The 25,481-nt window shown below is 51.7% G+C and carries 19 protein-coding genes; 1 reads left to right on the top strand and 18 read right to left on the bottom strand.

Features of this window, described 5'->3' with window-relative positions; all coding sequences use genetic code 11:
• Positions 1–84 precede the first annotated feature (84 nt).
• The 18 genes from metK to spoIID all read right to left on the bottom strand — a co-directional run bounded on the left by metK (position 85) and on the right by spoIID (position 24,914).
• Positions 85–1,287, bottom strand: coding sequence for a methionine adenosyltransferase (gene metK, locus OCY70_RS29815; protein ID WP_213427504.1), 1,203 nt, complete (start codon positions 1,285–1,287; stop codon positions 85–87).
• A 160-nt stretch (positions 1,288–1,447) separates the two neighbouring features.
• Positions 1,448–1,711 carry an alpha/beta-type small acid-soluble spore protein gene (locus OCY70_RS29810; protein ID WP_213427503.1) on the bottom strand — a complete coding sequence of 88 codons (264 nt, stop codon included), beginning with the start codon at positions 1,709–1,711 and terminating at the stop codon, positions 1,448–1,450.
• Positions 1,712–1,839: 128 nt separating this feature from the next.
• Positions 1,840–4,413, bottom strand: coding sequence for a hypothetical protein (locus tag OCY70_RS29805; protein WP_213427502.1), 2,574 nt, complete (start codon positions 4,411–4,413; stop codon positions 1,840–1,842).
• Positions 4,414–4,558: 145 nt separating this feature from the next.
• Complete coding sequence (locus tag OCY70_RS29800) at positions 4,559–7,639, bottom strand: Ig-like domain-containing protein (RefSeq protein ID WP_213427501.1); 3,081 nt, start codon at positions 7,637–7,639, stop codon at positions 4,559–4,561.
• A gap of 595 nt (positions 7,640–8,234) precedes the next feature.
• Positions 8,235–11,867 (bottom strand): S-layer homology domain-containing protein, encoded by a 3,633-nt coding sequence (locus OCY70_RS29795; RefSeq protein WP_213427500.1) that lies wholly within the window; start codon positions 11,865–11,867, stop codon positions 8,235–8,237.
• 199 nt (positions 11,868–12,066) lie between these two features.
• Entirely contained in the window at positions 12,067–13,194 is a 1,128-nt protein-coding gene (locus tag OCY70_RS29790; protein ID WP_213427499.1) for a glycosyltransferase family 4 protein, read from the bottom strand.
• A gap of 114 nt (positions 13,195–13,308) precedes the next feature.
• Positions 13,309–14,076 (bottom strand): WecB/TagA/CpsF family glycosyltransferase, encoded by a 768-nt coding sequence (locus tag OCY70_RS29785; RefSeq protein ID WP_213427523.1) that lies wholly within the window; start codon positions 14,074–14,076, stop codon positions 13,309–13,311.
• A 15-nt stretch (positions 14,077–14,091) separates the two neighbouring features.
• The gene (gene csaB / locus OCY70_RS29780) at positions 14,092–15,300 is read right to left on the bottom strand and encodes a polysaccharide pyruvyl transferase CsaB (RefSeq protein ID WP_213427498.1); all 1,209 of its coding nucleotides are present in this window, start codon (positions 15,298–15,300) and stop codon (positions 14,092–14,094) included.
• Entirely contained in the window at positions 15,276–17,276 is a 2,001-nt protein-coding gene (locus tag OCY70_RS29775) for a DUF5693 family protein (protein WP_213427497.1), read from the bottom strand. Before OCY70_RS29775 ends, csaB begins: the two co-directional genes overlap by 25 nt.
• 187 nt (positions 17,277–17,463) lie before the next feature.
• Positions 17,464–17,895: a 3-hydroxyacyl-ACP dehydratase FabZ gene (fabZ, locus tag OCY70_RS29770; protein WP_213427496.1), complete on the bottom strand. Its 432-nt coding sequence runs from the start codon at positions 17,893–17,895 to the stop codon at positions 17,464–17,466.
• A gap of 283 nt (positions 17,896–18,178) precedes the next feature.
• On the bottom strand, positions 18,179–18,694 hold the full coding sequence (locus OCY70_RS29765) for a CDP-alcohol phosphatidyltransferase family protein (RefSeq protein WP_213427495.1): 516 nt from the start codon (positions 18,692–18,694) through the stop codon (positions 18,179–18,181).
• A gap of 169 nt (positions 18,695–18,863) precedes the next feature.
• Entirely contained in the window at positions 18,864–19,265 is a 402-nt protein-coding gene (locus OCY70_RS29760) for a DNA-directed RNA polymerase subunit beta (protein WP_213427494.1), read from the bottom strand.
• 18 nt (positions 19,266–19,283) lie between these two features.
• On the bottom strand, positions 19,284–20,111 hold the full coding sequence (locus OCY70_RS29755; RefSeq protein ID WP_213427493.1) for a flagellar hook-basal body protein: 828 nt from the start codon (positions 20,109–20,111) through the stop codon (positions 19,284–19,286).
• A gap of 21 nt (positions 20,112–20,132) precedes the next feature.
• Entirely contained in the window at positions 20,133–20,999 is an 867-nt protein-coding gene (locus tag OCY70_RS29750; protein WP_213427492.1) for a flagellar hook-basal body protein, read from the bottom strand.
• 45 nt (positions 21,000–21,044) lie between these two features.
• A complete protein-coding gene (gene mreB / locus OCY70_RS29745) occupies positions 21,045–22,052 on the bottom strand; it encodes a rod shape-determining protein (RefSeq protein ID WP_168179149.1) in 1,008 nt (335 codons plus the stop codon).
• Positions 22,053–22,252: 200 nt separating this feature from the next.
• Positions 22,253–22,540 (bottom strand): sporulation transcriptional regulator SpoIIID, encoded by a 288-nt coding sequence (gene spoIIID / locus OCY70_RS29740; RefSeq protein WP_006674820.1) that lies wholly within the window; start codon positions 22,538–22,540, stop codon positions 22,253–22,255.
• Positions 22,541–22,889: 349 nt separating this feature from the next.
• Positions 22,890–23,672 (bottom strand): M23 family metallopeptidase, encoded by a 783-nt coding sequence (locus tag OCY70_RS29735; RefSeq protein WP_213427491.1) that lies wholly within the window; start codon positions 23,670–23,672, stop codon positions 22,890–22,892.
• Between the two features lie 84 nt (positions 23,673–23,756).
• A complete protein-coding gene (gene spoIID / locus OCY70_RS29730) occupies positions 23,757–24,914 on the bottom strand; it encodes a stage II sporulation protein D (RefSeq protein WP_213427490.1) in 1,158 nt (385 codons plus the stop codon).
• A 287-nt stretch (positions 24,915–25,201) separates the two neighbouring features.
• Between spoIID and OCY70_RS29725 the strand changes: the two genes are divergently transcribed.
• The gene (locus tag OCY70_RS29725) at positions 25,202–25,435 is read left to right on the top strand and encodes a hypothetical protein (RefSeq protein ID WP_213427489.1); all 234 of its coding nucleotides are present in this window, start codon (positions 25,202–25,204) and stop codon (positions 25,433–25,435) included.
• Positions 25,436–25,481: the final 46 nt, after the last annotated feature.

Genomic DNA, 25,481 nt, shown 5'->3' with positions numbered 1-25,481 from the left:
TTTTTTTAGAACTGAGGGTAAGTTATCTCGGAAAACAAAAAACCTTCTTCCGCCCTATATAGCAGAAGAAGGTTCTCAACTTCATTATGCCCCGGCTTGCTCGCGGAGCGCATCGGCTTTGTCGGTACGTTCCCATGGAAGATCGACATCGGTACGTCCGAAGTGGCCGTATGCAGCCGTTTGCTTATAAATCGGACGGCGCAGGTCCAGCATGTTGATAATTCCGGCTGGACGCAAATCGAAGTTATTTTTAATAAGTTCAACGAGCTTTTCTTCACTTACTTTGCCCGTTCCGTACGTATCTACGCTAATTGATACCGGATTCGCTACGCCGATTGCATACGCGAGTTGGATCTCGCACTTATCAGCCAGACCAGCCGCTACGATGTTTTTAGCCACATAACGGGCCGCATACGCCGCAGAACGGTCAACCTTGGTTGGATCCTTGCCAGAAAAAGCGCCGCCGCCATGGCGCGCATAGCCGCCGTACGTATCGACGATAATTTTGCGTCCGGTCAATCCGGCATCGCCTTGAGGGCCGCCAATAACAAAGCGTCCTGTTGGATTAATAAAGTATTTTGTTTTCTCGTCCAGCCACTCAGCCGGCACGACAGGCGCAATTACCTGTTCACGAATATCTTTCTGAATTTGTTCCAGCGCTGCTTCTTCCGCATGCTGCGTCGATACGACAATCGTGTCAACACGCACTGGCTTGCCATCCATATATTCAATCGTAACTTGCGTTTTACCGTCCGGACGAAGGTAAGGCAGCGTTCCATCTTTGCGCACCTCGGACAGACGCCGTGCAATCCGGTGGGACAGCGCAATCGGAAGCGGCATCAATTCCGGCGTCTCATTGGAAGCAAAGCCGAACATCAAGCCTTGGTCTCCCGCTCCGATATTCGCTGTCTCTTGCTGCATCTCGCTTTCGTTACGGGTTTCAATCGCTGCATTCACCCCTTGGGCGATATCAGGGGACTGCTCATTGAGCGAGGTCAATACGGCACACGTACTATAATCGAAGCCATACTTGGCACGTGTATATCCGATTTCCTTAATGGTATTCCGCACAATGGATGGAATATCCACATAATCCGCCTTGGTGCTGATTTCACCGATTACAAGTACCAATCCCGTCGCAACGGATACTTCACATGCAACCCGAGCATTCGGATCGTTTGCCAAAAAGGCGTCCAACACCGCATCGGAAATCTGGTCGCATATTTTATCCGGATGTCCTTCGGTTACGGACTCGGATGTGAACAGATGGCGTCCTTTCAATGACATAGGACTCGACCTCCTAACCCTTAATATGGCTCCCTTGTGAGCAGCCTAAACAAAAAACGAACCTTTTCCTTCATGGAAAAGGTTGTTATACCAGCCTTCGAAAAATCATAATACTTGATTTGTCGGGTCCTGTCAATGAATGAACAAAAAGTTCTTCTGCCTATTTTTGCCGCAACGCATGGGTCACGAGACGCTTCGTAATTTCACCGCCAACGGATCCCGCATCACGTGATGTCAGATGCCCCCAGTCATCGCGATGGGCCGCCGGTTGGGCGGGCATACTCCCCAGTTCAGAAGCAAATTCCGTATCCATCCCCAAGTACGCCCCTTGATGAACTACAGGCAGTCCGAATTCGGCAGCAATTTCATATTTCATTTGATAAAGTGCATTTTTACTGTCAGGAACCAGCTTTTTTCTCGCCACGGAATGATTCCTCCTTCAAGTATCGTTATACCTATTATGCTCATCAGGAGCCGAGCCACCCGCAGGAAATGTTGCTCTGCTTGCCAAAAACCCCCTCTTGCGAAGAGGGGGTAAATGAGCACGATCAATTAGTCCGATGTTCGTGCATTTCTAAGGTTGTACGCACTTCCATAGCTGGCAAGCTTGACTTTCTCTCCTTGGAAAGAATCGTAAATGGAAACTTGGTACCCTCCGTTTTGAATTCTCTCGAAGAGTGCATCGTTGAAGCTTGCCGTATAACTCAGGTTTTTCCCAACTTTCAATCCGCCGTCTTTATCGATTTCGATTTCTTTCTCAAAAACTCGGTTGCTTGCATCCGTAATCTCCACAATAACCTTGTGTCCGTATTCGCCCATATCATACTGCTCATCCTTCTTCAACTCATACTTAAAGTCAAATTGCATCGAGGAGTTGTTGATGGTTGCATAAAACTCGCTAATGGTTAACGTGTATGGGAAGAAGTCCAGATTATCGAAGTATCGCTTAAGCGATGGTTGACCAATATCCAAATTCATCGCTACCGCATTAATGTATCCATCAGACTCTTCCTTCGGTGCCGTCAATTTGTTTTCTTTAATGCCTTCGCCCAATATAAGCTGCATATCTTTAGTGTTAACCGAGCTTGGCACTTTCGCCCACGCCGTTACGATGTTTTTGCCTTCCGGACTGGTTGGACGATCAATCTGCACCATGTTCGCTTTATAATACAAGCCATCGGATGTTCGGTAGTAGCCGACCATTTGCGACAGAGTCGCTTGGCGTCCTTCCTTGCTCTTCATTTCCAGGTCTGTATAGACGATTTTATCGGAATTTCCTTGGTATACTCTGGATTGACGGGCTAGAATCTCGGCCTTGCGGCCTTCGGTTTCTAGCTTGTGATAAGTATTGAATTCCACGACTGGCAACTCTGGCAATTTTCCAATGTTCGTGAATTGAATTAACTGCGCCGTGTCGGTCTCCCCGATTTTTTCAAGCAATGCGATTTGCATCTGCGTAAAATCAAGATACGATGGCAGCTTGGTGACCACGTACACATTTATTTTTTCTTTTGGACCAATAATAAGCGTGCCATTGGAGCTTACGATTTGCGTTTTTCCGCTGCTCTCCGCCGCATCGATTTTGAATACTCCTTCCAATGCAGGCAGTTGAATCGATTTTGACTCTTTATTGCGGATTGTCATTTTAGCAGACACGATTTTCCCGTCTGTCCAAGGCAATTGCTGAAGTGTATCAATCGTAATGCCCAAGTTTCCTTTACTATGTTGAACATTATACTCAATACCGGTTTTATTTTGCATTGACAACAGCTCAGGAACATTGTAAATCCCTTCTGGGTATTTAAATGAATTTGAAGCTGAATCCTTCACATCTTTTTCACCCGTATCTCCAGGACGATTCATGTGAAGCTTGAGCTGATTCGTACCGGTTTCTGCGGAAATGGATACATTCAATGTAATTGGCCGTTTCTCCAATGGCTTCAACGTCAAGTTTTCCAACGATTTCGTTGGAATTGGAGTAGAGAAGCCATTCGGGCCATGAAGCTCGAATTCATATTTCGGTAAAGTTACCGGTTTATTAGACATGTTCTCAAACATAAATGTCAAAGTAATATCGTTCTGGTTATAACTTTGATTTAACCAACCGGTTGTAATTTTCGTGTTAACTTTAGCATCATTGATGGTAATCACTTTATCTTTATTGGCAGGCACACCTGAATTAGAGTCATTTGCTTTAGGAAGCGCAAACGTCCCGACAGCCAGATTAATTTTCCCTGCCTCACCTTCTTTTCCGGATGCTTGTTCCTGAATGACTTGAAGTTCCAGCTTTTTTACATTTACGCTTTTAGGAATAGCCGTCATTAAGTTTAATGTCTTCTTTTCCCCAGGTTGAAGCTTATAATCTTTGCTGGTACCGTCAGGAACTAAAATATAGGTGCTGCCGTTCGTGGTCTTTACTGCATACTTGTATGAGCTATTTTCCAACGCCTTAACACCGGCGTTCACCACATTCACAGCTACGTTCACATAATGGTACTCATCGGAAGGAAAAACATTAACCCGATCGACGCTTGTCTTAATCGGAATATCATTCATGCGAATTGTCCGCGTTTCTCCAACTACGGTAGAAGTAGTGATTCCACTTGGAATCTGGAATGAACCGAGACGATTTTCAAAATTAGATTTGCTGAAATCCCATTTAATAATGTCATAATTCAAATCATGGACGGTTAAATGTTTCGCCACTTTAGCATAATATGTAACGCTCAGCTGAGATTGAGCCGGAATTACCTTCTTATCTTTGTCTTCATCTGTCAAATTACTCGAATAAACGGTTCCGCTTTTGGTGCGGACCTTCGTCCAATAATCAATAAGCGGAATGCTTCGCGCTTCATTGTTCGTATATGTCAATGTATAAGATAAAATGTTGCTTTCATCTTGGCGATACATGTTGACATTGGTTAATTTCACGGAACTTTTGTTTGTAAGCTTGATCGAACTCAAAGTATCCAACGTTTTTACAGCGGGGGTCTTGGTCGTCGTTTTCGCTTGACTTTGCTTGTCGGAGGCCTTTTGAGCTGCCTGCACTTCTGGAGACACGGTGGCAAATGTACCTAGAGCTAAAGACAGCGAAAGTACGGCCGCTATCGTCTTTTTCTTATTCAATCTGCTTCCTCCTATATCGAAAAAATTTCCTCTACATAGTATAACGCTAGGGGGAAGTGGAAAGTTTCGCTTTTCATACGATTTACTGGGTTACATTGTTGTAAGTTTTATAAAAAAAGAAAGCCCCGAAGGGCTTTCTTAAAGATTATTTCTGAGTGAATTGAGTAGTGCTAGTGAAGCCTTTCATTGGAACTGCTTCTGTAGCATATTTATCAATAATGTATTTGAATACACTATTCTTGGTGTCGTCCATCGAAACCGTAACAAAGTCGTCCTTAGTAAGTTTTACAACTTCACCATTGACTTTAGCGATTTCGAATTCAACAACCAAGGTTTTTTGGTCACTTCCTAAGAGGCTTACCTCTTTCACTGTAACAGCTGCATCCTTACCGTCTGCAGTTTTACCCTCATTCACTTTTACAGTGAAGAGTCCTTTAACATCAGCACCCTCCAAGAACTTAACGCCGCCAGTCAGATCAACTGTTGCTCTATAAGTAGCATCAGTTGCGGTAACCTGAAGCGTATTGAGAATTGCTTCTGGTCTTACATTGTAATAGTCAGACAGGTTTGTATTTCCAGCTTTAACAGGTACATTCAAGATGTCTGCAGTAGTCGCACCTTCTTTTACATTCAGCACTGCACCAGCAAGGCTTGCAGGCAAAGTTTCACTCGTGCTAAATTTCAAAGTCATGACAGTACCGTCATTGCTGAGCTCATATTCGTAAGGAACATAGGTATTGTTAAGAGCCTTGACAGAGAAATCATTGAGGTTTACATAGTTGATTTTTCCGCCAAACTCAACTTTGATCTCATTACGGTCAACTACACTTGCTTTTGTAACAGCGATGTTATTGGCAAATGCTTCACCCAATTTACCGCTGTAAGTCAACGTGTAAGAGTCACCGTTTTTAATGTAGTCTCCTTCGGCATTCTTAACTTGGCTTACAGATACTCTGATTTCGTAGTCCTCTTTAGCATCTGTAGGAATAAGCTTGCCTGCCTTAGCGGTAATACGAACTGTATCTCCGTTTACCATCGAAATTTCATGATCGGTGATGGATTTGTTGTTGACGAGGTATTTCTCTTTAGTCAGGACACCACCTTCGCCATCACTTCTCATATCTTCTTTAAACTGAATGTAAAGGTTTTGCTCGCCGTATTCTTGAGTGAACCAAGCGCGAACGATACCTGTTTTAGCAGTTTGTTTTGCTGTGAAAACTTGAGACCATGGCGCCATTGTGTTTTGCAACGCAGCTGTGTCGCGAACACCGGCAACCTCTAGAATATAGTCCGTCTGATTAGCCAATTTACCATTCAGGTTAATTGTTACCTTATTATTGCTTTCATCGTAGCTAGGCTTAGCAATTGGATGGCCGTCAACGTCTACGCCAACGAAGTTCTTCAGGACTTTACCGTCTCTGTCTTTCAACGTGTAGTTTCTGAAGTTTTCAGCGGACTCTTTATCCAATTTCTTGTTGAATTCAATAACCAATTGGTGGTTATTCATTGCGCCAACTTCTTTTACTTCCAGCTTTACAACTTCAGGACGAGTAGTATCCAAAGTAGGGTTCACTTTGTATTCACGATCAGCTTGGTTGCCGCTGTAGTCAGTTACACCTTTAACATAGATCGTGTTGTCTCCATTGTACATTGCGTTGGAGAAAGTGACCTTTACTTTATTGTCCTTATAAGTGATCTTGCCAGTATTTCCAGATACGTTATGATAAACCTTTTCGATGGACTTAACGGTTTCGTTAAATTCAATCTCTAGCTCTTTCAAATCGTTAGTCTTAGCAGAAACGATTTCAGGAGCGGAAGTGTCTTCAGCAACTGTAAACTCTTTGTCAACTGGAATAGATTTCAGGCCCGAGAAGTCTGTAATGTTGCTGATGCTCAATTTGTGTTCGCCTACAGACAAGTCCGTCTTAACGATGGCTACGTTAGGGTAAATGTAGTCAACGCTGCCGGATACCATCTTGCCATCAATTTTGTAGTTGCTGGAAGCAACGGCATCACCGCGTTTTACCGGCTCGGAGAACACAACTTTGAATGCTTTCGTACCCAAACCTACTACTTCTTTAACTTCTGGAGTTTTCACGTCAACTGGAGTGAACTTCTTCGTTTCGTTGAACGTTTTGGATCCGTCTTCGTTACGAACGTTTTTAATCTTCACTTCAGTTTCTTTTTGGTTCTTCATTACAGAACCGTTTTCTTCAAGCAAGATTGTAACGGAACGTTTGTCGGAAGACAAAGTCACGCTATCAATCGTCATGTCTTTTACTTCGTAGTTGTTTTTGTTTTCAGCTGTTTTTTGCTCCACAGTGCCGTCAAATGTAACAACTACTTCTTTCAGGTTTTCAGCTGTAACGGACTCGATTTTTTGAGCCGAAGTCACAACATAAGTAACCTTCGTAGTGTACTCTTTGCCTTTGTATTCAAACTTGATTTCAGTTTCTACGTTAGGCTTCAGAGCTTCTTCTGCTTTCAGCTCGACTTTAACTACTTCCTTGTCGGACATAGTTACTTCAACATTTCTTGCGTCGATAACTTTTGCGGACTCAACTTTAGGTCCTTTTGCAGCTTCGTCAGCAGCGTAAACTGCTTCTACGAGTTGACCGCGAGTTGCGTTCGCTTTAGGATTTACATCCTTGGAGAACAGACCTGCGTCAACTGCAGCTTGGAAGTAGTTCTTAGCCCAGTCAGAAGCGTTGTTTTCTGCGTTTTCTGGGATATCGAATTTATATCCAAGAACGAGAACTTTAGCAGCTTCTTGAACCGTGATGTTATCGTTCGTACCGAACAGTTGCTTGGAAGCGTTGATACCTTGCATCAAGCCTTCTGCAGTAACTGCTTCGATGTATTTAGCAGCCCAGTGCTTAGGACCGTAGTTTTTGTCCTTATAGGAGTACACGCCTTCTACTTCTTTCAAACCGAGAGCTTTAACAACCACTTTCGCGAACTCAGCGCGAGTCAGGTTTTGCTCCAGCTTTACATCGTCAGTTCCTGGGTATCCGCTAAAAATGCCAGCTTCTTTCAAAGCGTCGAATTTTTCTTGTGTCGTCTTAGCTGCATCGGCACCGAAAGCTACGTTAGCGAACATGGAGAACGCCATAGCTACGGAAAGCAGCAGCGCCAATCTTTTCTTCATAACCTTTTTGTCTCCTCCTCTAAATTGCTTCGTTTGTTGAGAATCTTGCTTAGAAGATTGATAGCTCATTTCCCTCATTCGCCGATTCACCCCCTTCCCAGAGTAAGAGCGAATTGTATTCAAAAAATAAGTCTGCAACATGGGACATGCCACAGAAACTAGTAAACAAATGAGAATAAATAGAAATGCTCATACTACTCTAGACATTATACAATGACAAACGACTAGCGTAAAGCATATTTTTGAGAAATACAGGGAATACTAATGATTTTATCCCTTTGTTTTTCAACTTCATGTATATAAACGCGCGTTGCTCGAAAAAGTTGCGGCTTCTTAAAAAAATTCTCAAGCTTTTTCGAACGCTTCATGAAGTCTTCAAAAACACTGCTTGTCCGCCATGCATAGAGCATGGCTCTGCCCCACAATCCGCCGAGTACCTGTATGTACGAAGTTATGTAAGCAAGAACCATTCGTTGTCACAAGTGACAGTATAGCGCGATTCATTTGTTTCGTCACGGGCTAATGTTTACCAAGGAGTGTAAGTTCACCCATGAAGAACAATTTCGCTCAGCCTCTCACAGAACTGGGGACTATTGCAGATAAAGAAGAGCCGAAGCGCAGTTCGGCTCTTCTCTTCATTACCCGTTGAGGGAACGGGTCAAACATCACCGGCTTATTTCACTTTCCCCAAAATGCGTTCGCCCATGACCGCAGCGTCGGCTCTCGTGAGATTCGACTTCGGATCGAAGCGGTAGGTCGGCTTTTTCTGGCCTTCCTGCATCTGGTTCGGAATGCCGTTGATGATACCGGCCTTCGTCACGGCGAGAATAGGGCTAATGCTGTAGTAATCGATGAGATTCGCATCGGTAAAGGTCTTCTGCAATTTGGCAAGATCCTTATCCGGATCGCCAAGCTTCAAGTTCAAGGCGCGTGAAATCATTACAGCGGCTTCTTGACGGGTTAGCTCCCCGTTTGGCATGAACAGGCGCGGAGCGAGACCGCGGACAATCCCTTTGCGGGCAGCCGTCTCAATATAGCGGTAATCCCATAGCAGGTCCGGAACCTCATAGTTGACCACATCATCGAAGGTCAAGTTGTCCGGATCGTAATCCAACGGAATATTCAGCATCTTCACGAGCATCGTCGCCATTTCGCCGCGCGTAATATTATCATATACCCCGAACTCATTCAGGTTCTTCGCCTTCATGAAGCCGCGGGACATCATCAGCTCCAGGCTCTTGCGGGCATATTTATGCGAAATAATATCGTCATAGCTATAGCGGACCGCGAAGACGGCATAGTAGCCGAAGCCGTCGAACGGCGCCGTAATCGTCTTTTTCTTCGTATCCAGCGTGCCGCCGAGATTCTCCCAAGACTTGTTCGTGTTGTTCCAACGCCATACGCCGACATTTCGCGCATGCTCGTTCACGATATTCGGATCATACTTAATCGTAATCGTGCCGCGTTGGGTCGGCTCAAGCCACATCCGGTCGCCGCGCTCGTAGAACTTCTTCGACTCGTCATAAGGATGCGACGGGCTTACCAACTTATAATCCTCATTCAGAAGACTGTCTTCTGAGCTGAAATATCCCGCATCGATCCAATACAGACTGGAACCGAGTCCGAAATGCGCCTTCGGCATAAGCACGCTGCGCGCAAATTCATCGGGATCGATTCGACGGAGCTGGCCGTCCAGGAATTCGTCGCTTCCGCCGGTTACCGGCTTGCGCACGCCAACCTGGTTCTCGCGCGTAATCGTCCGCCCGTCATCCGGGTCTGCGATGCCGAACAACAGATTCTGCTTGTCGAACAACTGGATTTCCTTCGGCGTCTGGCCTGGACGCGGATTCATGTCGCGCAGCATCGTGCCTTTCGGCAGTTGCACAACGAGGTCGCCTCCGAAGGCGGACAGCTTGCCGTTCTTGCCGATCGTCGTCTTGTATTGAGCGCCCGGCAGCGCGGCATCCGCATAATTTACTTCAAATGAGCCATTAATCTTTTGCTTGCCCTGCACAACCGTAAATTTGACGGTATTTTTGCCCTTCTTGAGCGTTGTCTCGCCCCGGAAAATATCCTGTTCGCCCTTCACCAGCTCCTGCTTGCCGATAAGCACCTGATCCGCGCCTTCCGCACGAATACTTACCATTAAGAAGTTCTGGTTGACGACACTCTCGTCCGGCAGCTTTGGAGACAGAATCTCGAACGTATTCTGTTCGCGCGTAATCTCCAGCGTCTGGCGGGCTGTCGTAACCCCTTTACGCACTTCGACGGTCACGTTCTTCTTGCCGGACGTCGGGAACTCCAGGCTGTGCAGCAAGAACAAGTAGGACCCTGTCGTCGTATTCTGTTCCTTGAACAGAATCGCCGGATTCGTATTCGGGCTGCCGTTAGCGAAGTCGCGCTCGTTCAACGTCGTAATCAGCTTGCCATCAATATACACATTCATCGAGTCCGCGTTCTGGATTTCTATCCATACGTCAGCCGAACGCTCCTTCGTGACATACTCATAATCTTTAATCAGCTTAAATTTCTGCTCCGTATCTTCCTTGTTCGGATTGGTCGGATCCTGGGCCGCCGGCACCGGATACATCTTCACAATCGCCGGAACGTCCTTCGAGAAGAAGAATACGGTAATCGTATAGCTGATCGGAACCCCATTCGCTACCCCGTCGAACGTGATCTTGTTCGGACCTGCAACCAGCTCTCCCAGAGGGTGTGTGAATTTCCCCGTAGCGGTATCTACATTTTTAAGATTTTCCTTTTTGCCATTAAAAGTGATGGTAAGCTTATTCAATTCCTCTTTATTCTGCAGATTGAAATTGATAAGCTGCCCTTGAATTTCAGGCAGGCCATTCGCCATATCGAATGTTTTGCCGTCATGCACGTTCGTCAGCTTGATATAAGGCCCTGGCGCGTAGCTTACCTTAATCTCGTAAATTTCCCCGCCGACCTCGATTTTGAGCGTCTGATCCCCGGCTGGCATCGCATCGATCCGGATCACCGGTTCACCGTTGACGGTTTTCAAGCCGGTAGCGCTTTGGAACTCGGTGGTCCCCACCTGCTTGCCGTTTTGCCAATCGGTGACCTTAACATCCTGACCCTTAAAATTATTCACGTCCAGCTTCAGATACAGCGGCAGCTCGAACACCGTGCTGTTCTGCGCGAACGTCGCTTCCGCGCCGAACGACACCGTGCTTCCGTCCACCTGTGGATTGAACAACTGCTTCACGCCCAGGATCTCAGCCGCATCCGCGTCTCTGACCGTGAAGTAATTGTTGAAGACATTCGTTTTGCCGTCATAGGCGACCTTTAAGTTCAAATTATATTTCCCGGTATCGGCCGGAGAAGCTGTACCAGCCGTCTCATATTCATAAATGATATAAGTCGAGCCCTCTTCCTTCTTCGTCACGTTCGTGATGCTGGCCTCATTGAAAATCTCGGTGCCGTCACTGTCCTTCGTAATGACCACATCGACGACAGGCGCCGCAGGCGTGTTGTTCTGCTGCGACTTCGGCACGATGAACTTCCCTTTGACCGTGCCGCTCACCGGGCCAGTCACATAGTGGTTCGCGGTCGCGTCAATCGCGCTGGCGCCGATAAAGGTGTCATAGCCGGTAAGAACGCCGTTGAATGACACGACATGGCGCGTAATCGTATACGTCAGGTTGCCGTTCGTGGCTACGATGACGAGCTCGTTCAAGCCAGGTTGAAGGGCTACCCCGGAGGATACGAACGTGCCCGCGCCGCCATTGAACATTTGACGCCCGTTGAGCGTCACGATCGTTGCGTTCGGCGCCTTCAGGGACAGGGACGCGGTATCGCCTTTTACAATCAGCGGCACGCCGGACTCGAGAATTCTGCCGTCCGACAGCTTGATGTCCGAGATAGCCGGCGCATTGCTGAACTCAACATAGGCGCTTGCCTCTACGGTGTTGCCGTTCGGTCCCAGACCGGTGACCGTTACAATGTTCAAGCCGGTCTTCAGCGGAACCGCGCGAAAAATAAACGAGTTGCCGGTAATAATCGGCTTCACATCGGTCCCGTAGGTCGTGTGCTCAATCTTCCCGTTTACTACCAAATCAACCCGGTATCCGATCGAACTCGAGGACACCCCGTTGAAGGTTCCTTTCACCTCAATCGTTTCGGTATTGACCTGGGTCGGATGTTCTTCCTCTGTACTCAAATTGTCAAAGTGAAAATATCTGGCACCATCTTGATCCGCCGCCTTGGCGATATCCAGCGGAATCGACATGGATATCAGCGCAACAACGAGCAGCATGTACAATGGTTTAAGCCAAGCACGCATTGTATCCCCTCCATATGACTGTATTGATTCCAAACGCTATATACCACTTTTTATCGGTTCCACATCGCATATTTTTTAGACAATGTCCAAAATCGAGTAAAATTCTTAGTGAAAATACAGTCCTGAAGCCATCTGCAAAAAAAGGCACAAAAAAGCCTGCTCCGCAACCGGAGCAAGCTTGATTTTGTCACATATTCGATTATTTCGACCGCGAATCCGCGTTGGCCTTGACGCGCATGCGATGAATCATATTCAACAGCGGCCGTTTCGTCTTGCTGACGATGCCGATAACCTCGGCGCCGAGCTGAAGCGATACAATCAGAATGCAGATGACGACAAACGTCACCCAGTTCGCATCATGCGAGGCCGCCACGGACTGAATAATGGCTAATACGCCGAAGAAGGTAGCAATCGCATAGATGATAAGCACCGTCTTGCGATGACTGAAGCCCAGCTCGCGCAAGCAATGGTGCAAATGCCCTTTGTCTGGCGCAAAAATCGGCTTCTTCTGCACCGCTCGCCGCACAATCGCGAAGAACGTATCCGACAAAGGAACGCCGATAATCAAGAGCGGCGTAATAAACGAGACGATGGCAATCTGCTTAAAGCCTAACAAGGACAATACCGCCAGGCTGAACCCGAGGAACAGCGATCCGGTATCTCCCATGAAGATTTTCGCCGGGTGAAAGTTAAAGAACAAAAACCCGATAATGCTGCCCAGCAGCACGGCGCACAATAAGATCACCATCGGATTGCCCATGAAGACCGCCATGACTAGAATGGTGGCGATGGAAATGGCAGATACCCCAGCCGCCAAGCCGTCCAGCCCGTCAATCAGGTTAATGGCGTTCGTCACGCCCACGATCCAGAAGATCGTCAGCGGAATCGCAATCCAGGATTCAATATTCCAGTATTGGTCGCCGAAAGGCACGTTCACGAAGTCGACCGTCAGGTCAAAGCCGAATACGACGACGCAAGCGGCGATGATCTGGCCGACCAGCTTGACCTTGGCCGACAATTCAAAGCGGTCATCCAGCGACCCCGTCAGCACGATAATCGCGCCGCCGGAGAGCAATGCCCAAATCAGGTTGGAATCACGGCGTCCGAACAATATATCAGGAACAAATAATGCCAATAAACATAACGTGATAACAAAAGCGGCAAAAATCCCTAAGCCGCCCATACGCGGCATAATGCGGGTGTGCACTTTACGTGCATTGGGCACGTCGACTGCACCGACTTTTATCGCGAACTTTTTAACTAGCGGCGTCAAACCGGTGGCCAGCAGCAAAGCGACCAGTCCACCAACAACATATACGGTTATCATCGGTTGTTCCAACCCCCATTTATGGTACCGGATCGAATTATACTCCGTTCATAAGGGAAACACCAACAGCATATTATGGAGCATTCTTACGAAATCATAAGCATAGGCTCCATTTCATTGCACTTTTGTCACCTTATCTTTATCGCGCATTACTTTCCAAGCGAACTTCGGCAAGGCCAGCATCCGGCCGAAGCGCTTCGGCTCCCGAAGCAGGCGGTACAGCCATTCCAGACGCAGCCGCTGCATCCATGCCGGGGCGCGCTTGCTTCTGCCGGAGATGACATCGAAGCTTCCCCCGACTCCCATCATCAACGGAACCTGCAGCTCATGACGATGCTTCGCAATCCACGGCTCCTGCGTATCGAGGCCCCGGGCTACGAACAGAATATCCGGAGCGGCCTCGCGAATGGACTGGACGACCGCCTCATCCTCCGCTTCGCCGAAGAAGCCGTCACGCACGCCGACGATCTCGGCCAGCGGATATTGCTGGCGCAACCGCTCCGCCGCGGCCCCAACCACGTCGGGCGCCGCCCCGAGAAGAAATACCTTCCAGTGGCGAACTTCGCCCGCCTTCATCAGCTCATGCAGCAAGTCGAAGCCGGTTACCCGCTCCGCGACCGGATCGCCTACATAATTAGCGGCCCATACGATGCCTGTCCCATCCGGAATGATGAGATCAGCCTGCTTCATGACACTCATGAACTTAGGATTCTCCAACGCCTCCATTACCATAATCGGATTGGCTGTAATCAGTTGGATCGAATGCCCGCTTTCGATTACCTTCTCCAGACAGGCAACGGTATCCTGCATATTCAGCTTGGAAAAATGAATTCCATATATGGACACGGTAGGTATTTTCGCCAGACTGTCCTGTTGCCCCATCATGCATCACCCACTTTATTTCTTCTCGAGCAGCCTGCGGACGATATTCTGCGCTGGAGTCATCGCTTCCCGCTTCAACGCTGCAATCGCGTTCCGATGGGTCTCCCGCCAGCTGTCGGCTCCATCCAGCAGCTTCACCAGTTCCCCAGCCGCAGCTGCGCTGTCGAGGCTGTCCGTCGAACCGGCGGCCTTCATGCCAAGCCGGTGCAGGAACTGGTCTATCTTCGGATCATAGGATATGCCGACCATCGGAACATCCTGGGAAGCGGCATAGATGAGCGAATGCAGGCGCATGCCGATGAGCGCGCGACAGCGGCTGACCTCGTACAGCATCGCCTGCGGATGCTCCTGAGCCGGGCACAGGCTCATGACCGAGCCGTTGCCCGCTGTCTGATCCCCCTGAGCGGAACCTTCGTCCCCGTTCCAGGCCCGAACCTCTTCCCGCAGCAGGTCCATGACATACTGCGACGCTTCCGTATCGGCCTCCCCGTGGAACGGGAGCAGGCGCAGATGCACAGGCCGCTGGCGGGCGGCCTGCATCAGCAGGTCCGCAATCGCCCGCATATCCGAGCGATCCTCCTTCCAGAAGCGAAGCGACACGCCGACAATCGGGCGGCCGGCCGTATCGAAGCCCTTCCCGTCCCCTTCCGCATGCGGGCCGTTCTCCCTCATGGGTCCCCGGCCTTCGGGAAGCTCCAGCCCCATGACCGGATCGGGAACGACATCGATTCGTTCCCGGCTCACGCCCATGCGGGCCAGCAGATCCGCCGACTCCGCATCGCGGACGGACAGATAGGCCGACTTGTTGAACACGCGGCGGATATAAGGGTAGAAGGCCTGTCTTCCGACGGGCCCCACTCCTTGGGCATAAATAAAGGTCGGCTTGCGGAACCACTGGGCCAGCTTCAATACCGCCAAATAATACGGTATCGTCTTCCAGCTTGTCGCATCCTGAAGCAGGCTACCGCCGCCGCTGATGAGGCCGTCGCATTCGCGGATCGCGCCGAGCAGCTCGCCCGGCTTCATCCGATGCGCGGCCTGCACCCCGTACAGCCGGGAGGTCGTCACCGGATCGCCGGACAGCACGATCGGCTGAATCCGGAGGCCCTCCTCCTGGCCGGCCCGCTCCAGCGCGGTCAGAATCGACAGCAGCACGGCCTCGTCCCCGCTGTTGCCGAATCCGTAGTAGCCGGACAGCGCTATGCTTCGAACTTCGGCCGCCATGCCTCCCAACACCTTTCAATAATAGTCCATATCAGCACGAAGATAAGGGCGACCACGATGCCAAGCCCGATGCCCAATACCGTGCGAATCAGCGAAATAATGACCGGCGTATGAATATGAGCGAACGTATCCACCATGGACAGTTGGCCAATCGATCCGATAATAAACAGATAGATGCCGAAGCGGTAACGATAAGCGATAAAGGCGCCCGCAATCAGCAGCGGATGGGCCATCAGGAACTCCTTATTGCGCGGACGGACGCCAATCGTATTTTCCAGCAAGGCCCGGAAGGTCGCTTCTCCCGGAAGCAGCGTCCCGGCATTGCCCGTGCGGGACAAATAGAACAGCCCCACTGCGCCAACGATGCCCAGAGCGATGACCCACAATACCGTAATCGGCGTGAACAGCCAACGTTTGCCTTCCTTGAATACCGATTCGCCGCGATACAGGAACACATAGAGCGCGGTCAAGACGATCGGCACGAAATGAAGCAGGCTGACGCCGCGGAACTGTTCCAGCACCAGGCTGTACGTAATGTTATTCAACAGCGCAATCACGAACGGAACCGCCATCAGCGACAACACCGTTGTGCGAAGGAACAAGCCGAGCGCCTTGGCCAGCCGGGTTCCCCCCGCCGTAACCGTCGGGCTCATATCGACCCGGCGGACAGCAAGCACCATCGCGATGGTCGGTGCGCTGATCGCGACCCCCAGGGCGAGCGCCTGCTCCAGCAGATTCGGCTTCAATACGAACAAGCCGGCGCTGCCGATCAGGCCGATAAGGAAGGCCGGCAGCATCACATAAGGAACGAAGAACGAAATCATAAGCGCGATCATCGCGACTCCGCCAATGACGACCAGCAGCTTCGCATAGCGCTGCCAAGGCGCATCGACGACATGGAACGCTTCCGCTTGCCCTAACGTATATCCGTTGGCTTCAATAGAAGCGATAGCTTGCCCCGGCTCCTTCAAGCTGTGCAGCATGTTGTCAATCGAATTGACGATTTCCGCTTTGGTGAAGTCCTTTTTCACCCCGATATTGAAATAAATCATCCGAATATTCCGGTCCTTCGTGGCGAGCGACAAGCGATCCCCCAGCACATCCGGCTCATTGAACGCTTCCTGATCGGTAATGGAGTGCAGGCGGATGACATTATAATCCGTCAAATACGCCAGCCTCTTCATTCCCTTTTGCTCCACCTTCAAGCCTTCGATGGCGGCAATCGCGATATCATATTTTTTCAACAAATCAGCAAAGGCAGTCAGGCTATTCATTTCCAGATCATCATTGAAGCCCTTGACCGACTCGCCGTCGAAAATAATCGTCTTCACGCCGATATCGTGAAAGCTCTTCAGCAGCGCTTCCACCTGCTCCTGATTGTACGGCAGCGCGTCGGACAGCCGCGGCACGATGTGGAAGCCTTTGGCAAGCAACTGCTCGATCGCAATCGGATCCTGCGGCAGCGGCTTCATGGACGTGCTCTCTACAGGCGCCTCGATAATCAGGCCGTCCCTGCCGCTCCACAAGCGCACATTAATATCGAGACCGAGGAACGTTTTCTCGATCATCGGAGACAACCGCTCCGCATACTCCGGACTCGTGAAGAGGACATATGTATAATTTTCATTGAGAGGCGGCGTCTTCTGATCAAGCAGCGCCGCATCCTGAGAATTATACAGCACGACGCGGTTGGCATTGCGTAGCTCGGCCAACGAGCTCTCGAACATAGCCATCGATCCGATGCCGGCTTGTTTCAACCGTTCGAGCTGTTCATTCATATAATTCGTCGGTTGAGGCGCGTAAGCGGCAGCCTCCACCAGATTGCGGTAATTGACGACCAATTCCACTTGATTCGACGATTGCTCCGTCTGAACCCGCTGGACAGCAACCGGTATGGCAGCCACCAATCCGACGATGACAAGCAGCCACAGCCACTTTTTCATACGGCGGTTCCATCTTTCCAACTGTTGAAGCACGAAGTTCCCTCCTTAATCCAATACCGGCACGGATGCCCCATGTCGAAAAAGCCCGCCATCGCCCGAGAGCATATGAACTCGTTCGACAGGAACAAGACATAACGATTCGATCACGGATCGCTTATCGTATAGAATAACCGAACCATGCCGAATCATTGCATGAATTTTCCGATTCCGTACCTTTCTTTTACGTGCGGTCCGCCAGCGCGAACATCAACTCGCCTTCCGCGACAACCTGATCGCCGACCTTGGCTACGGCTTGCCCCTTGCCGATGCTTCCTTTGAGACGGGTAATCTCGACTGACAGCGTCAGCGTATCCCCAGGCACAACCTGTCCGCGGAACCGGAAATGATCGATGCCGGCGAAGAAAGCCAGCTTTCCCCGGTTCTGCTCCAGCTTCAAAATCGCAACGGCCCCGACCTGAGCCAACGCTTCCACAATCAATACGCCGGGCATGACCGGATAGCCCGGAAAATGACCGGCGAAATGCGGCTCGTTCATCGTGACATTTTTGATGCCCGCCGCGCGTTTGCCTTCTTCCAGCTCCACAATCCGATCCACCAGAAGAAATGGATAGCGGTGAGGGATAATTTCTTGAATTTGTTCAATATTCAGCATTTGCGCATGCTCCTTTCGATAAATTCAGGACTCGCATGAATAAAAGCGTTCCTCCCCGTCTACACTAACATCATCCTTCAATGACTGCAGGCGTGAAGGTTAAGATAGAGAGCTTCCCCAGCGGCGAGGCGCTGTGACGGGAAGCTCTTTGTATTCTCATGGCTGTGAACACGCTCTTATCTTCTGCAGGACAAGACCGCATATTGCCGGTATCCGGCTTCTCTCTAATGGTTACAGTTTATTCGCTGCCATTTCTGTCTCGCGAGGCATGGGCTCACCGCCGTTATGCTTCGCTCTTTCGGTTCACGCGGACGACGAGCACGAGATACATCAAGGTCGTGACGAAGGAGAACAGGATAACGCCCCATAAGATGGCATGCGCTTGCGGCCATTGAAAATAGATGAACAAAATGGCGATATAGTATAATACCGTCGTCAGCTTGCCCATCCAGTTGGCGGGAACCGTCCGCTTGCCGTTAAAATGCATCAACGCCGCTACCGCAATCATCCCCGCATCGCGCACCAGCATCGCCAGCGCCGCGGCGACAGACAGATCGCCGGCCCACAGCAATGACAGCATGACCGTCAACATCATCAGCTTGTCTGCCAACGGATCGAGCATCATCCCTACCGAAGTCACCATATTATGCTTGCGGGCCAAATACCCGTCCAGGATATCCGTCGCTCCCGCCAACAGCCAGATTCCGAACGCGGCGAACCGCTCACCGAAGAAGAACAAAGCCAAAAAGACGGGGATAAGAACGAATCGAACCATGGTCAGCGCATTAGGCAAATTCAAACGTAAGACCCCCAGTTCCCCCCATATTACAGTTCCTCCAACTCATTATACATGTCTGCTATTAAAATGAAAACTGCACAAGCCCAAGCTCAGACCGGGCCACATCGGCGCAGAAGGACGGCTGGAAATAGAAAAACACAGAAAAAACCCCGCCAAGGCGGGGCCAACATCAGGCAAACACCAGTTGAAACAGGTGTCTCCAGGTATCAAAATTGAGCGCTTCCGCCACCGTGCCCTTACCTACGACGACGTATCCGGTAATCAACCCTGCAATCAGCGTCAAAAGGCATATCAGCGGAACGATAACCAGACGGACCAACCATTTGACCGAGCTGCCCGATTTCCTTTTCGCGGTTCCGTTCGGTTGTCCCTCTGTTTTCTCTGTAACATTACGGCGCTGCGGCTTGCGCGCGGTCGTCCGCTCCGCCGCCGCATGCTGCCGAAGCCTCGGCGCATCCGCATTTCCCGGAGCCCGCGGAACCGTCTCCTCTCCCCGTCTGCGCGCAATGCGCTGCAGCGAGATATCCTGCCGCTCCGGCTCGAAATCCGGCAGCTTCTTCTCGTTACTCATTGCTATTCACCTGCTTCATTACGCACGCAGACTATTGGCCAGCCCCCACATCGCATCACCCGACATCAATGCCCGCGAAGCCAACTGATAGGCCCGCTGCGCCTGAATCAATTCCGCCATCTCGTCCGCCATCGACACGTTCGATTCCTCCAGCATGCCCTGCATCACATAGACATGAGGCGCATTCGGATCGGAACGATCCCCGGTCAGATTCAAGGTCTCCACAATCGTGTTCCGGTCCGCTCCCTGGGGCAGCACATACAGATTGTTCTCCGTCTGCACGAGAAGCTCCGGCTTCAGCGGCCGGACAACCTTCAGCTGTCCGAGCTCCTCTTCCGGCTCGCCTGTCTTCACGGCGAACACCCGGCCAGCCTCATCGATCTTCATCTCATAGCCTGCCGGAATGCGAATCTCCGTGTCGTCCGTGCTCATAACGGGATGACCTTCGGCGGAAGTAAGAATCCGTTCATCCCCATCTATTATATAATGGAAAGAACCTTCGCGCATCCATGCCGTGCCGGTAGGAGTGCCCACTTCGAACAGCGCGTTCCCCTGCAAGGCCACATCGGTGCCGACCCCGGTATGCTGCAGCGAGCCTTGGCTCATGTCGCGGCTCAAGCCGGTCAGCTTGGAGCCGTACCCAAGCGTATACCCCATCGGAGTGACCCGCCCAGGCTGCCGAAATTCTTCATTATGCTGCTGCACATTCGTCAGCACGTCGGCGAAGGATGCCGTCTTCCGTTTGTATCCCTTCGTATTCAAGTTCGCCACATTGTCCGCGATAATGTCCAGCTTTCGCTGCAGACCATTCATCGAGACCGCAGCCGCAATCATCGTCTGATTCATATCGTTCCTCCCGCCCTGGCGTTAGACTCGGCCTACTTCATTCACCGTCTTGTCCAGCGTTCTGTCATAGAACTGCACAACCTTCTGATTCGCTTCATAGGCGCGATATGCCGTCATCATATCCACCATCGATTGTGCCGGATCCACGTTGGAACGCTCCAGCACGCCTTGGCGAACCTCCACGGCATCGCCTGCCGCCACCGGGGCGGCTTGGGCAGCGCCCGGCTGCAGCCGGAAGCGCCCATTGCCGGCCCGAAGCAGATCATTCGGATTGTCGATGCGGCTAATGAGCAGTTCCCCGCCTGCGATCGGCGTGCGGGTCCGGGTATCCAACAGTTGGCCTTCTCCGTTCACCTGGATGAACTCCAGCGCTTGTTCATTCTCCAGCACGATCGGCGCATTATTGCGGTTCAGCACCAATGAGCCATCGGATGTCACCAATTCATTTTGCCCATTCACATGAAAACGGCCGTCACGGGTGTACATGATCTCATCCCCGGCCTGTACCGTGAAAAAAGCTTCCGGCTGGAATACCGGATTGCCGTTCGCATCCTGGCCCTTTCCCGTCGCATCGAAGGTAACGCCTGGCACCTGGATATCCGAGAGCAGCGCGAAATGGCCCGGCTGCCTCGTCTCCAGCAGATCGCCCTGCGTGAAGGCCAAGCGGCTCTCTTCAGCGAATACGCCCGTGTTCAGCCGGCCGATCGTCTGGCCTTGGGCCTTATCGCTCCCCATCAAGGTCAGCATCATCTCGGGAAAGGATCGGCTCACTTCGGTAACCGCCTTATAACCCGGCGTCTGCAGGTTAGCCACGTTATTCGTCACTGTGTCATGCCGGCGCTGCTGGGTAACCATACCCGACGCAGCCGTGTATAATCCTCTAATCATGGAAGCTCCTCCCGTAACTGTAGACAATATACCTTGTATATCGGATTATACGAACCGTTTCTTAATGACTTTATCCAAATTATCGAGCATCATGCCCGTTCCCTTGACGACGCAATGCATCGGATCCTCCGCGATCAGCACCGGAACCTTCAGCTCCTCGGCCAACAGCTCGTCCAATCCGTCCATCAGCGCGCCTCCCCCGGTCAATATCACTCCGCGATCGATAATATCCGCCGACAATTCCGGCGGTGTCCGTTCCAATACCGATTTGGCGGCTGCCACGATGGAGGAGATCGGATCCCATAAGGCTTCACGCACTTCGTTCGACGTGATCGTCACCGTATAGGGCAGGCCGGATACCATATCGCGGCCCCGGATATCCATCTCGCGCTCATGGCCGGATCCCGACGGGCGGACCGTACCGATGTTCACCTTAATATCTTCGGAGGTGCGCTCCCCGATCAGCAGCTTGTACTTCTGCTTGATATAGCGCATAATCGCGTCATCGAACTTGTCCCCCGCGACTTTAATAGAAGAGGCGGTCACGACATCCCCCATGGACAACACGGCCACGTCCGTCGTTCCGCCACCGATGTCGACGACCATATTGCCGCTCGGCTGGAATATATCCATGCCTGCGCCAATCGCCGCCGCCTTCGGCTCCTCTTCCAAAAATACTTCCTTCGCGCCGCTCCGCTCGGCCGCTTCGCGGATCGCTTTCTGCTCTACAGAGGTAATGTTCGTCGGGGCGCAAATCAGAATCCGTGGATGCGAGTACCATTTGCGGCCGCCGACGCGTGAGATGAAATGCTTCAGCATCGTTTCCGTAATTTCAAAATCGGCAATGACGCCGTCCTTCAAGGGACGGATCGGCACAATATTGCCCGGAGTCCGTCCAACCATTCTTCTCGCTTCTTCCCCAACGGCAAGCACTCGCTTGGCATCGCTCTCAATCGCCACCACGGCCGGCTCGTCGAGCACAACCCCCTTCCCCTTGATATGGATGAGAACGTTCGCCGTTCCTAAGTCGATTCCGATATCCTTGCTTAGCATAAGTTCAAGAGCCTCCACATTCATTTTTCAACTGATTTTCGATGAAATCCGACCGATTCCTGCATAATATTTACTCATCGTTTACCATATCATACTAATAGCGCTGGATTCAATGAAAGAATGAAGGAGGATCCGTCTTATTCGGAACAAAGCAGGAGACGGTACGATCCGGCGGCGATTCGCTTGTTCCGAACTGCCGGCTACGACTTGCCTGCCGTCATCACTTCACGTTTTTTTGAGCTCGATTTCTTGTATTTGATTTTGGTCGCTTCCCCTCCCCGCAGATGGCGCACAGATTTATGGTACTCGAGAATGTGCTTCACCTGGTCCGCCAAATCGGGATTAATCTCGGGCAGCCGTTCGGTCAAATCTTTGTGTACCGTGCTCTTGGATACGCCGAACTCTTTGGCGATAGTGCGAACCGTATGCTTGGTCTCGACGATGCAGCGGCCGATTTTTATGGTCCGTTCCTTGATGTAATCGTGCACGTTCCCGCCTCCCTCTACTCGGTTTAATTGGTACATTATATGAGTGGGCCGCACACTTATGCGTTGTTGGACAGCCTGACAAGCCCGGCTTAACCAATAAATTTGACAAGACGGGGAAGAGGGACTTGGGCGGCGGGGGCGGAACCTGAGCGCTTGTCCTGTGCAAAAACGGCGCTGCGATGCGGAAAAATTCTGAGCCGGATACCGTACAAGAACGATCGCGGGAAGGCTGTCCACCCGAATAGAACCATCTGAAAAAAATTTAATCCAGGCTGTCCCACTCCATCCCCTGGAACGGCAAAAGGCGGAAGCATGTTCGCTTCCGCCTTCCTCCGGAGAGTGGAGAAGATTAGTTTTTGGCCAGCAGGCTCGTCGGATTGACCGGCTTGTTATTGTCGTACACTTCAAAGTGCACGTGCACGCCCAATGCCTTCTCCAGCTCGCTGCGTCCGGCCGTGCCGAGCGTGTCGCCCTTCTTGACCGTATCGCCTTTGGCGACTTTGACATCCGCCAGACTTTGATAGACCGTCTTCATGCCGCCGCCGTGATCCACTTCCACCACGAAGCCGTTTTTCGGGTGCTGCTCCGCACGGATGACTTTACCGCTCATTGCAGACAGGACGTCGAACGATTTCTGATCTTTGCGGGCCAGGTCGATCCCTACATTCGGCGTGAAGGTCTGTTCGAACTCTATCAGCGCCGCCGCTTGCTCTTCCTTGCTGGCCGTCTCGTCATAGAAGGACATGACGACGTCTACTTCCTGCGCGTCTTTCACCGGCCAACCCAACGTCTCGTTGGATGCGACCACTTCGACCGCGTCTTCGTTGACCGTTCCCTCCACCTGTGTTCCGGAATCTACCACCGTGTGATCGACCTGCGCCGTCTCCGCGTTCGGGTCGAGCGGCCGGTTCATATCCTGGTAGACCCACACTAACGTTAGGATGATTGCTGCTGCGGCCATGTACAAAGCAGGAAAGACCCATCGCTTGGACAACAGCTTTCTCCATGTGGAAGTGTGAACCGCCTGGGCTCCCTGCATTGGTTTGGAAGCTTCCGGCGTGTTCGCTGCATTGTTAGCCGATGAACTGGTTGCGGATTTGTTTTTCGAGTTGTTTTGGTTTTGTTCACTCATTTGTGATCACCTCAGTAACCATTGTTACCGGGGCTATCGCTTTTATACGTGGAAGTTTGCTAATTTTTTAGATTCATAGTTCTCTTACGAGGAAGGCCGGTCGGCCGCCGTTAGTAACTTCGAAGCTTTGTCCAACTGGACCCCTGTATAATAGTAGGTCAAGATCCGCTCGGCCCCCGCTCCTTGCTTCGCCATCCCCTGCGCCCCATACTGGCTCATGCCGACACCGTGGCCGTAACCGTATGTCGTGATGCGCAGCTTGTCGCCGTCCCGCTCCCAATCGAACGCGCTCGAACGCAGATTCAGCTTCTCCCGGATATCCCTGCCGCTGAAGCGCTTCGATCCGAATTGAACCTCCTCCACCCGCTTCCCCGCCGTTCGGGACAGGATGCGCACATCCGCTGCCAGCCCGCCGCCAGCCGCTGTGCCCGAGGACGAACTTTCCGTTCCGTCCTGCCGCGGGGCTTGCGCGAGACCCGGCACCGCGGCAGGAGTCAGGCCAAGCTTGTCGAGGACTTCGTTCAGCGGCAGCTCCGCCGTCTCGGCGTATCGGGGAGACTCGTTCTGATCCCAAGGGCTGGGCACACTCTTCAAATAGGGAACCGGATTCTTCCAATAGTCTTCGGCATTCTCGGTATACCCGTTGCTCGTCGAGAAGAATGCGGCCATAATCGGCTCGCCTTGATAGGTAATCACTTGATCCCGCGTCTCATTGACGGCCTGGTTGAGCTTCGCGATCGTGCGCTCCGGCCGCTTCGCCAGCTCATCCAGCGGGATATAAGCCTGATGGGCGACGGTATCCGTCACGTCAGCCCCTTCCGGGACGCCGGCAGTGTCGCCCGAACGAAGGCGGCGCACGATATACGTGCGGGCGGCGATCGCCTGCGCCTTCAGCGCCTCCAGCTCGAAGTCGGCCGGCATCTCGGCCGCCAGGACGCCGCGCACGTAGTGCTCCAGCGGGACGCTCTCTATCTTGCGCGCCTTCGCCAGATAGACGCGCACTTCCGTCCCGCCCTCGGGGGTGCCCGTCATAGGCGGCGCCGGGCCGGGTCCGGTCTCCGTAGCGGGCGGCCGCTCCGCCAGCCGGTCTACCAGCCCGAACGGCAGCAGCACCGCCAGCGCCATCAGGCCCGCCGCCCATAGGATGGCTCGTCCCAGCATGTCGTTCCGCCGGGACGATCGTCTTGCCCCTGGACCGCCCTTCCATCGCTTGGCGGATATCCGTGTCGGCAGCATCGTCATCGCTTCTCTCTCCTTATCCTCCCGATGGCTCCCTCTTTCTATGAACCGGATATAGAGGGAAGGGGGTAATCTACTTCCATCCTATGCTTTTTTGAGAGACGAAAGAACCGGAATCTGACAAGCTCTCTCCTCCGCCGGGCCGTGGACGCTGCCGCAGGCTAACCGGATATATAGAATTTTCCGTTTCCGGTATTCAATTTCGACTGTCGGCAGTCGATATTAGATACGGAAGACTGCTCAAGAAATCGAAGGTTTCCGCAGCAGATTGGAAGGGGAACGTCATTGAATTGGCGGAGCCTTTGCCGTGGCATGTCAAGCTATGGTGCGCCTTGCCGCTCGCGCTCATCTTCGTGGGCGGAGCAGTCGGCGGAGCCCTCGCCGCAATCGCGGCGCTAGCGAACTTCGCCCTCTTCCGGACGCAGCTTCCCGCCATGACCAAATACATGACGACGCTGTTTGCGACGATTGCCTGTGGAGCCGGATGGTGGATGCTCGCCATGATGGCGGCCGGAAGACAGTGAGGGGAACAGGAGGAGGCAGCGAATCCTGCGTTTTACAGGAATTCAC

This window comes from Paenibacillus melissococcoides (genome assembly GCA_944800085.1).
In the GTDB taxonomy this organism is placed as follows: domain Bacteria; phylum Bacillota; class Bacilli; order Paenibacillales; family Paenibacillaceae; genus Paenibacillus_B; species Paenibacillus_B melissococcoides.
This window is presented reverse-complemented; position numbering and strand designations above follow the sequence as displayed.

Bases quoted from the DNA above. Each gene is read 5' to 3' on its own strand.
- mreB (WP_168179149.1), bottom strand. From the start codon at position 22,052: ATGCTAAGCAAGGATATCGGAATCGACTTAGGAACGGCGAACGTTCTC.
- OCY70_RS29760 (WP_213427494.1), bottom strand. From the start codon at position 19,265: ATGAGTAACGAGAAGAAGCTGCCGGATTTCGAGCCGGAGCGGCAGGAT.
- metK (WP_213427504.1), bottom strand. From the start codon at position 1,287: ATGTCATTGAAAGGACGCCATCTGTTCACATCCGAGTCCGTAACCGAA.
- OCY70_RS29750 (WP_213427492.1), bottom strand. From the start codon at position 20,999: ATGATTAGAGGATTATACACGGCTGCGTCGGGTATGGTTACCCAGCAG.
- OCY70_RS29790 (WP_213427499.1), bottom strand. From the start codon at position 13,194: ATGATAACCGTATATGTTGTTGGTGGACTGGTCGCTTTGCTGCTGGCC.
- OCY70_RS29735 (WP_213427491.1), bottom strand. From the start codon at position 23,672: ATGAGTGAACAAAACCAAAACAACTCGAAAAACAAATCCGCAACCAGT.
- fabZ (WP_213427496.1), bottom strand. From the start codon at position 17,895: ATGCTGAATATTGAACAAATTCAAGAAATTATCCCTCACCGCTATCCA.
- OCY70_RS29785 (WP_213427523.1), bottom strand. From the start codon at position 14,076: ATGGGGCAACAGGACAGTCTGGCGAAAATACCTACCGTGTCCATATAT.
- OCY70_RS29755 (WP_213427493.1), bottom strand. From the start codon at position 20,111: ATGAATCAGACGATGATTGCGGCTGCGGTCTCGATGAATGGTCTGCAG.
- spoIID (WP_213427490.1), bottom strand. From the start codon at position 24,914: ATGACGATGCTGCCGACACGGATATCCGCCAAGCGATGGAAGGGCGGT.
- OCY70_RS29800 (WP_213427501.1), bottom strand. From the start codon at position 7,639: ATGAGGGAAATGAGCTATCAATCTTCTAAGCAAGATTCTCAACAAACG.
- csaB (WP_213427498.1), bottom strand. From the start codon at position 15,300: ATGGCGGCCGAAGTTCGAAGCATAGCGCTGTCCGGCTACTACGGATTC.
- OCY70_RS29795 (WP_213427500.1), bottom strand. From the start codon at position 11,867: ATGCGTGCTTGGCTTAAACCATTGTACATGCTGCTCGTTGTTGCGCTG.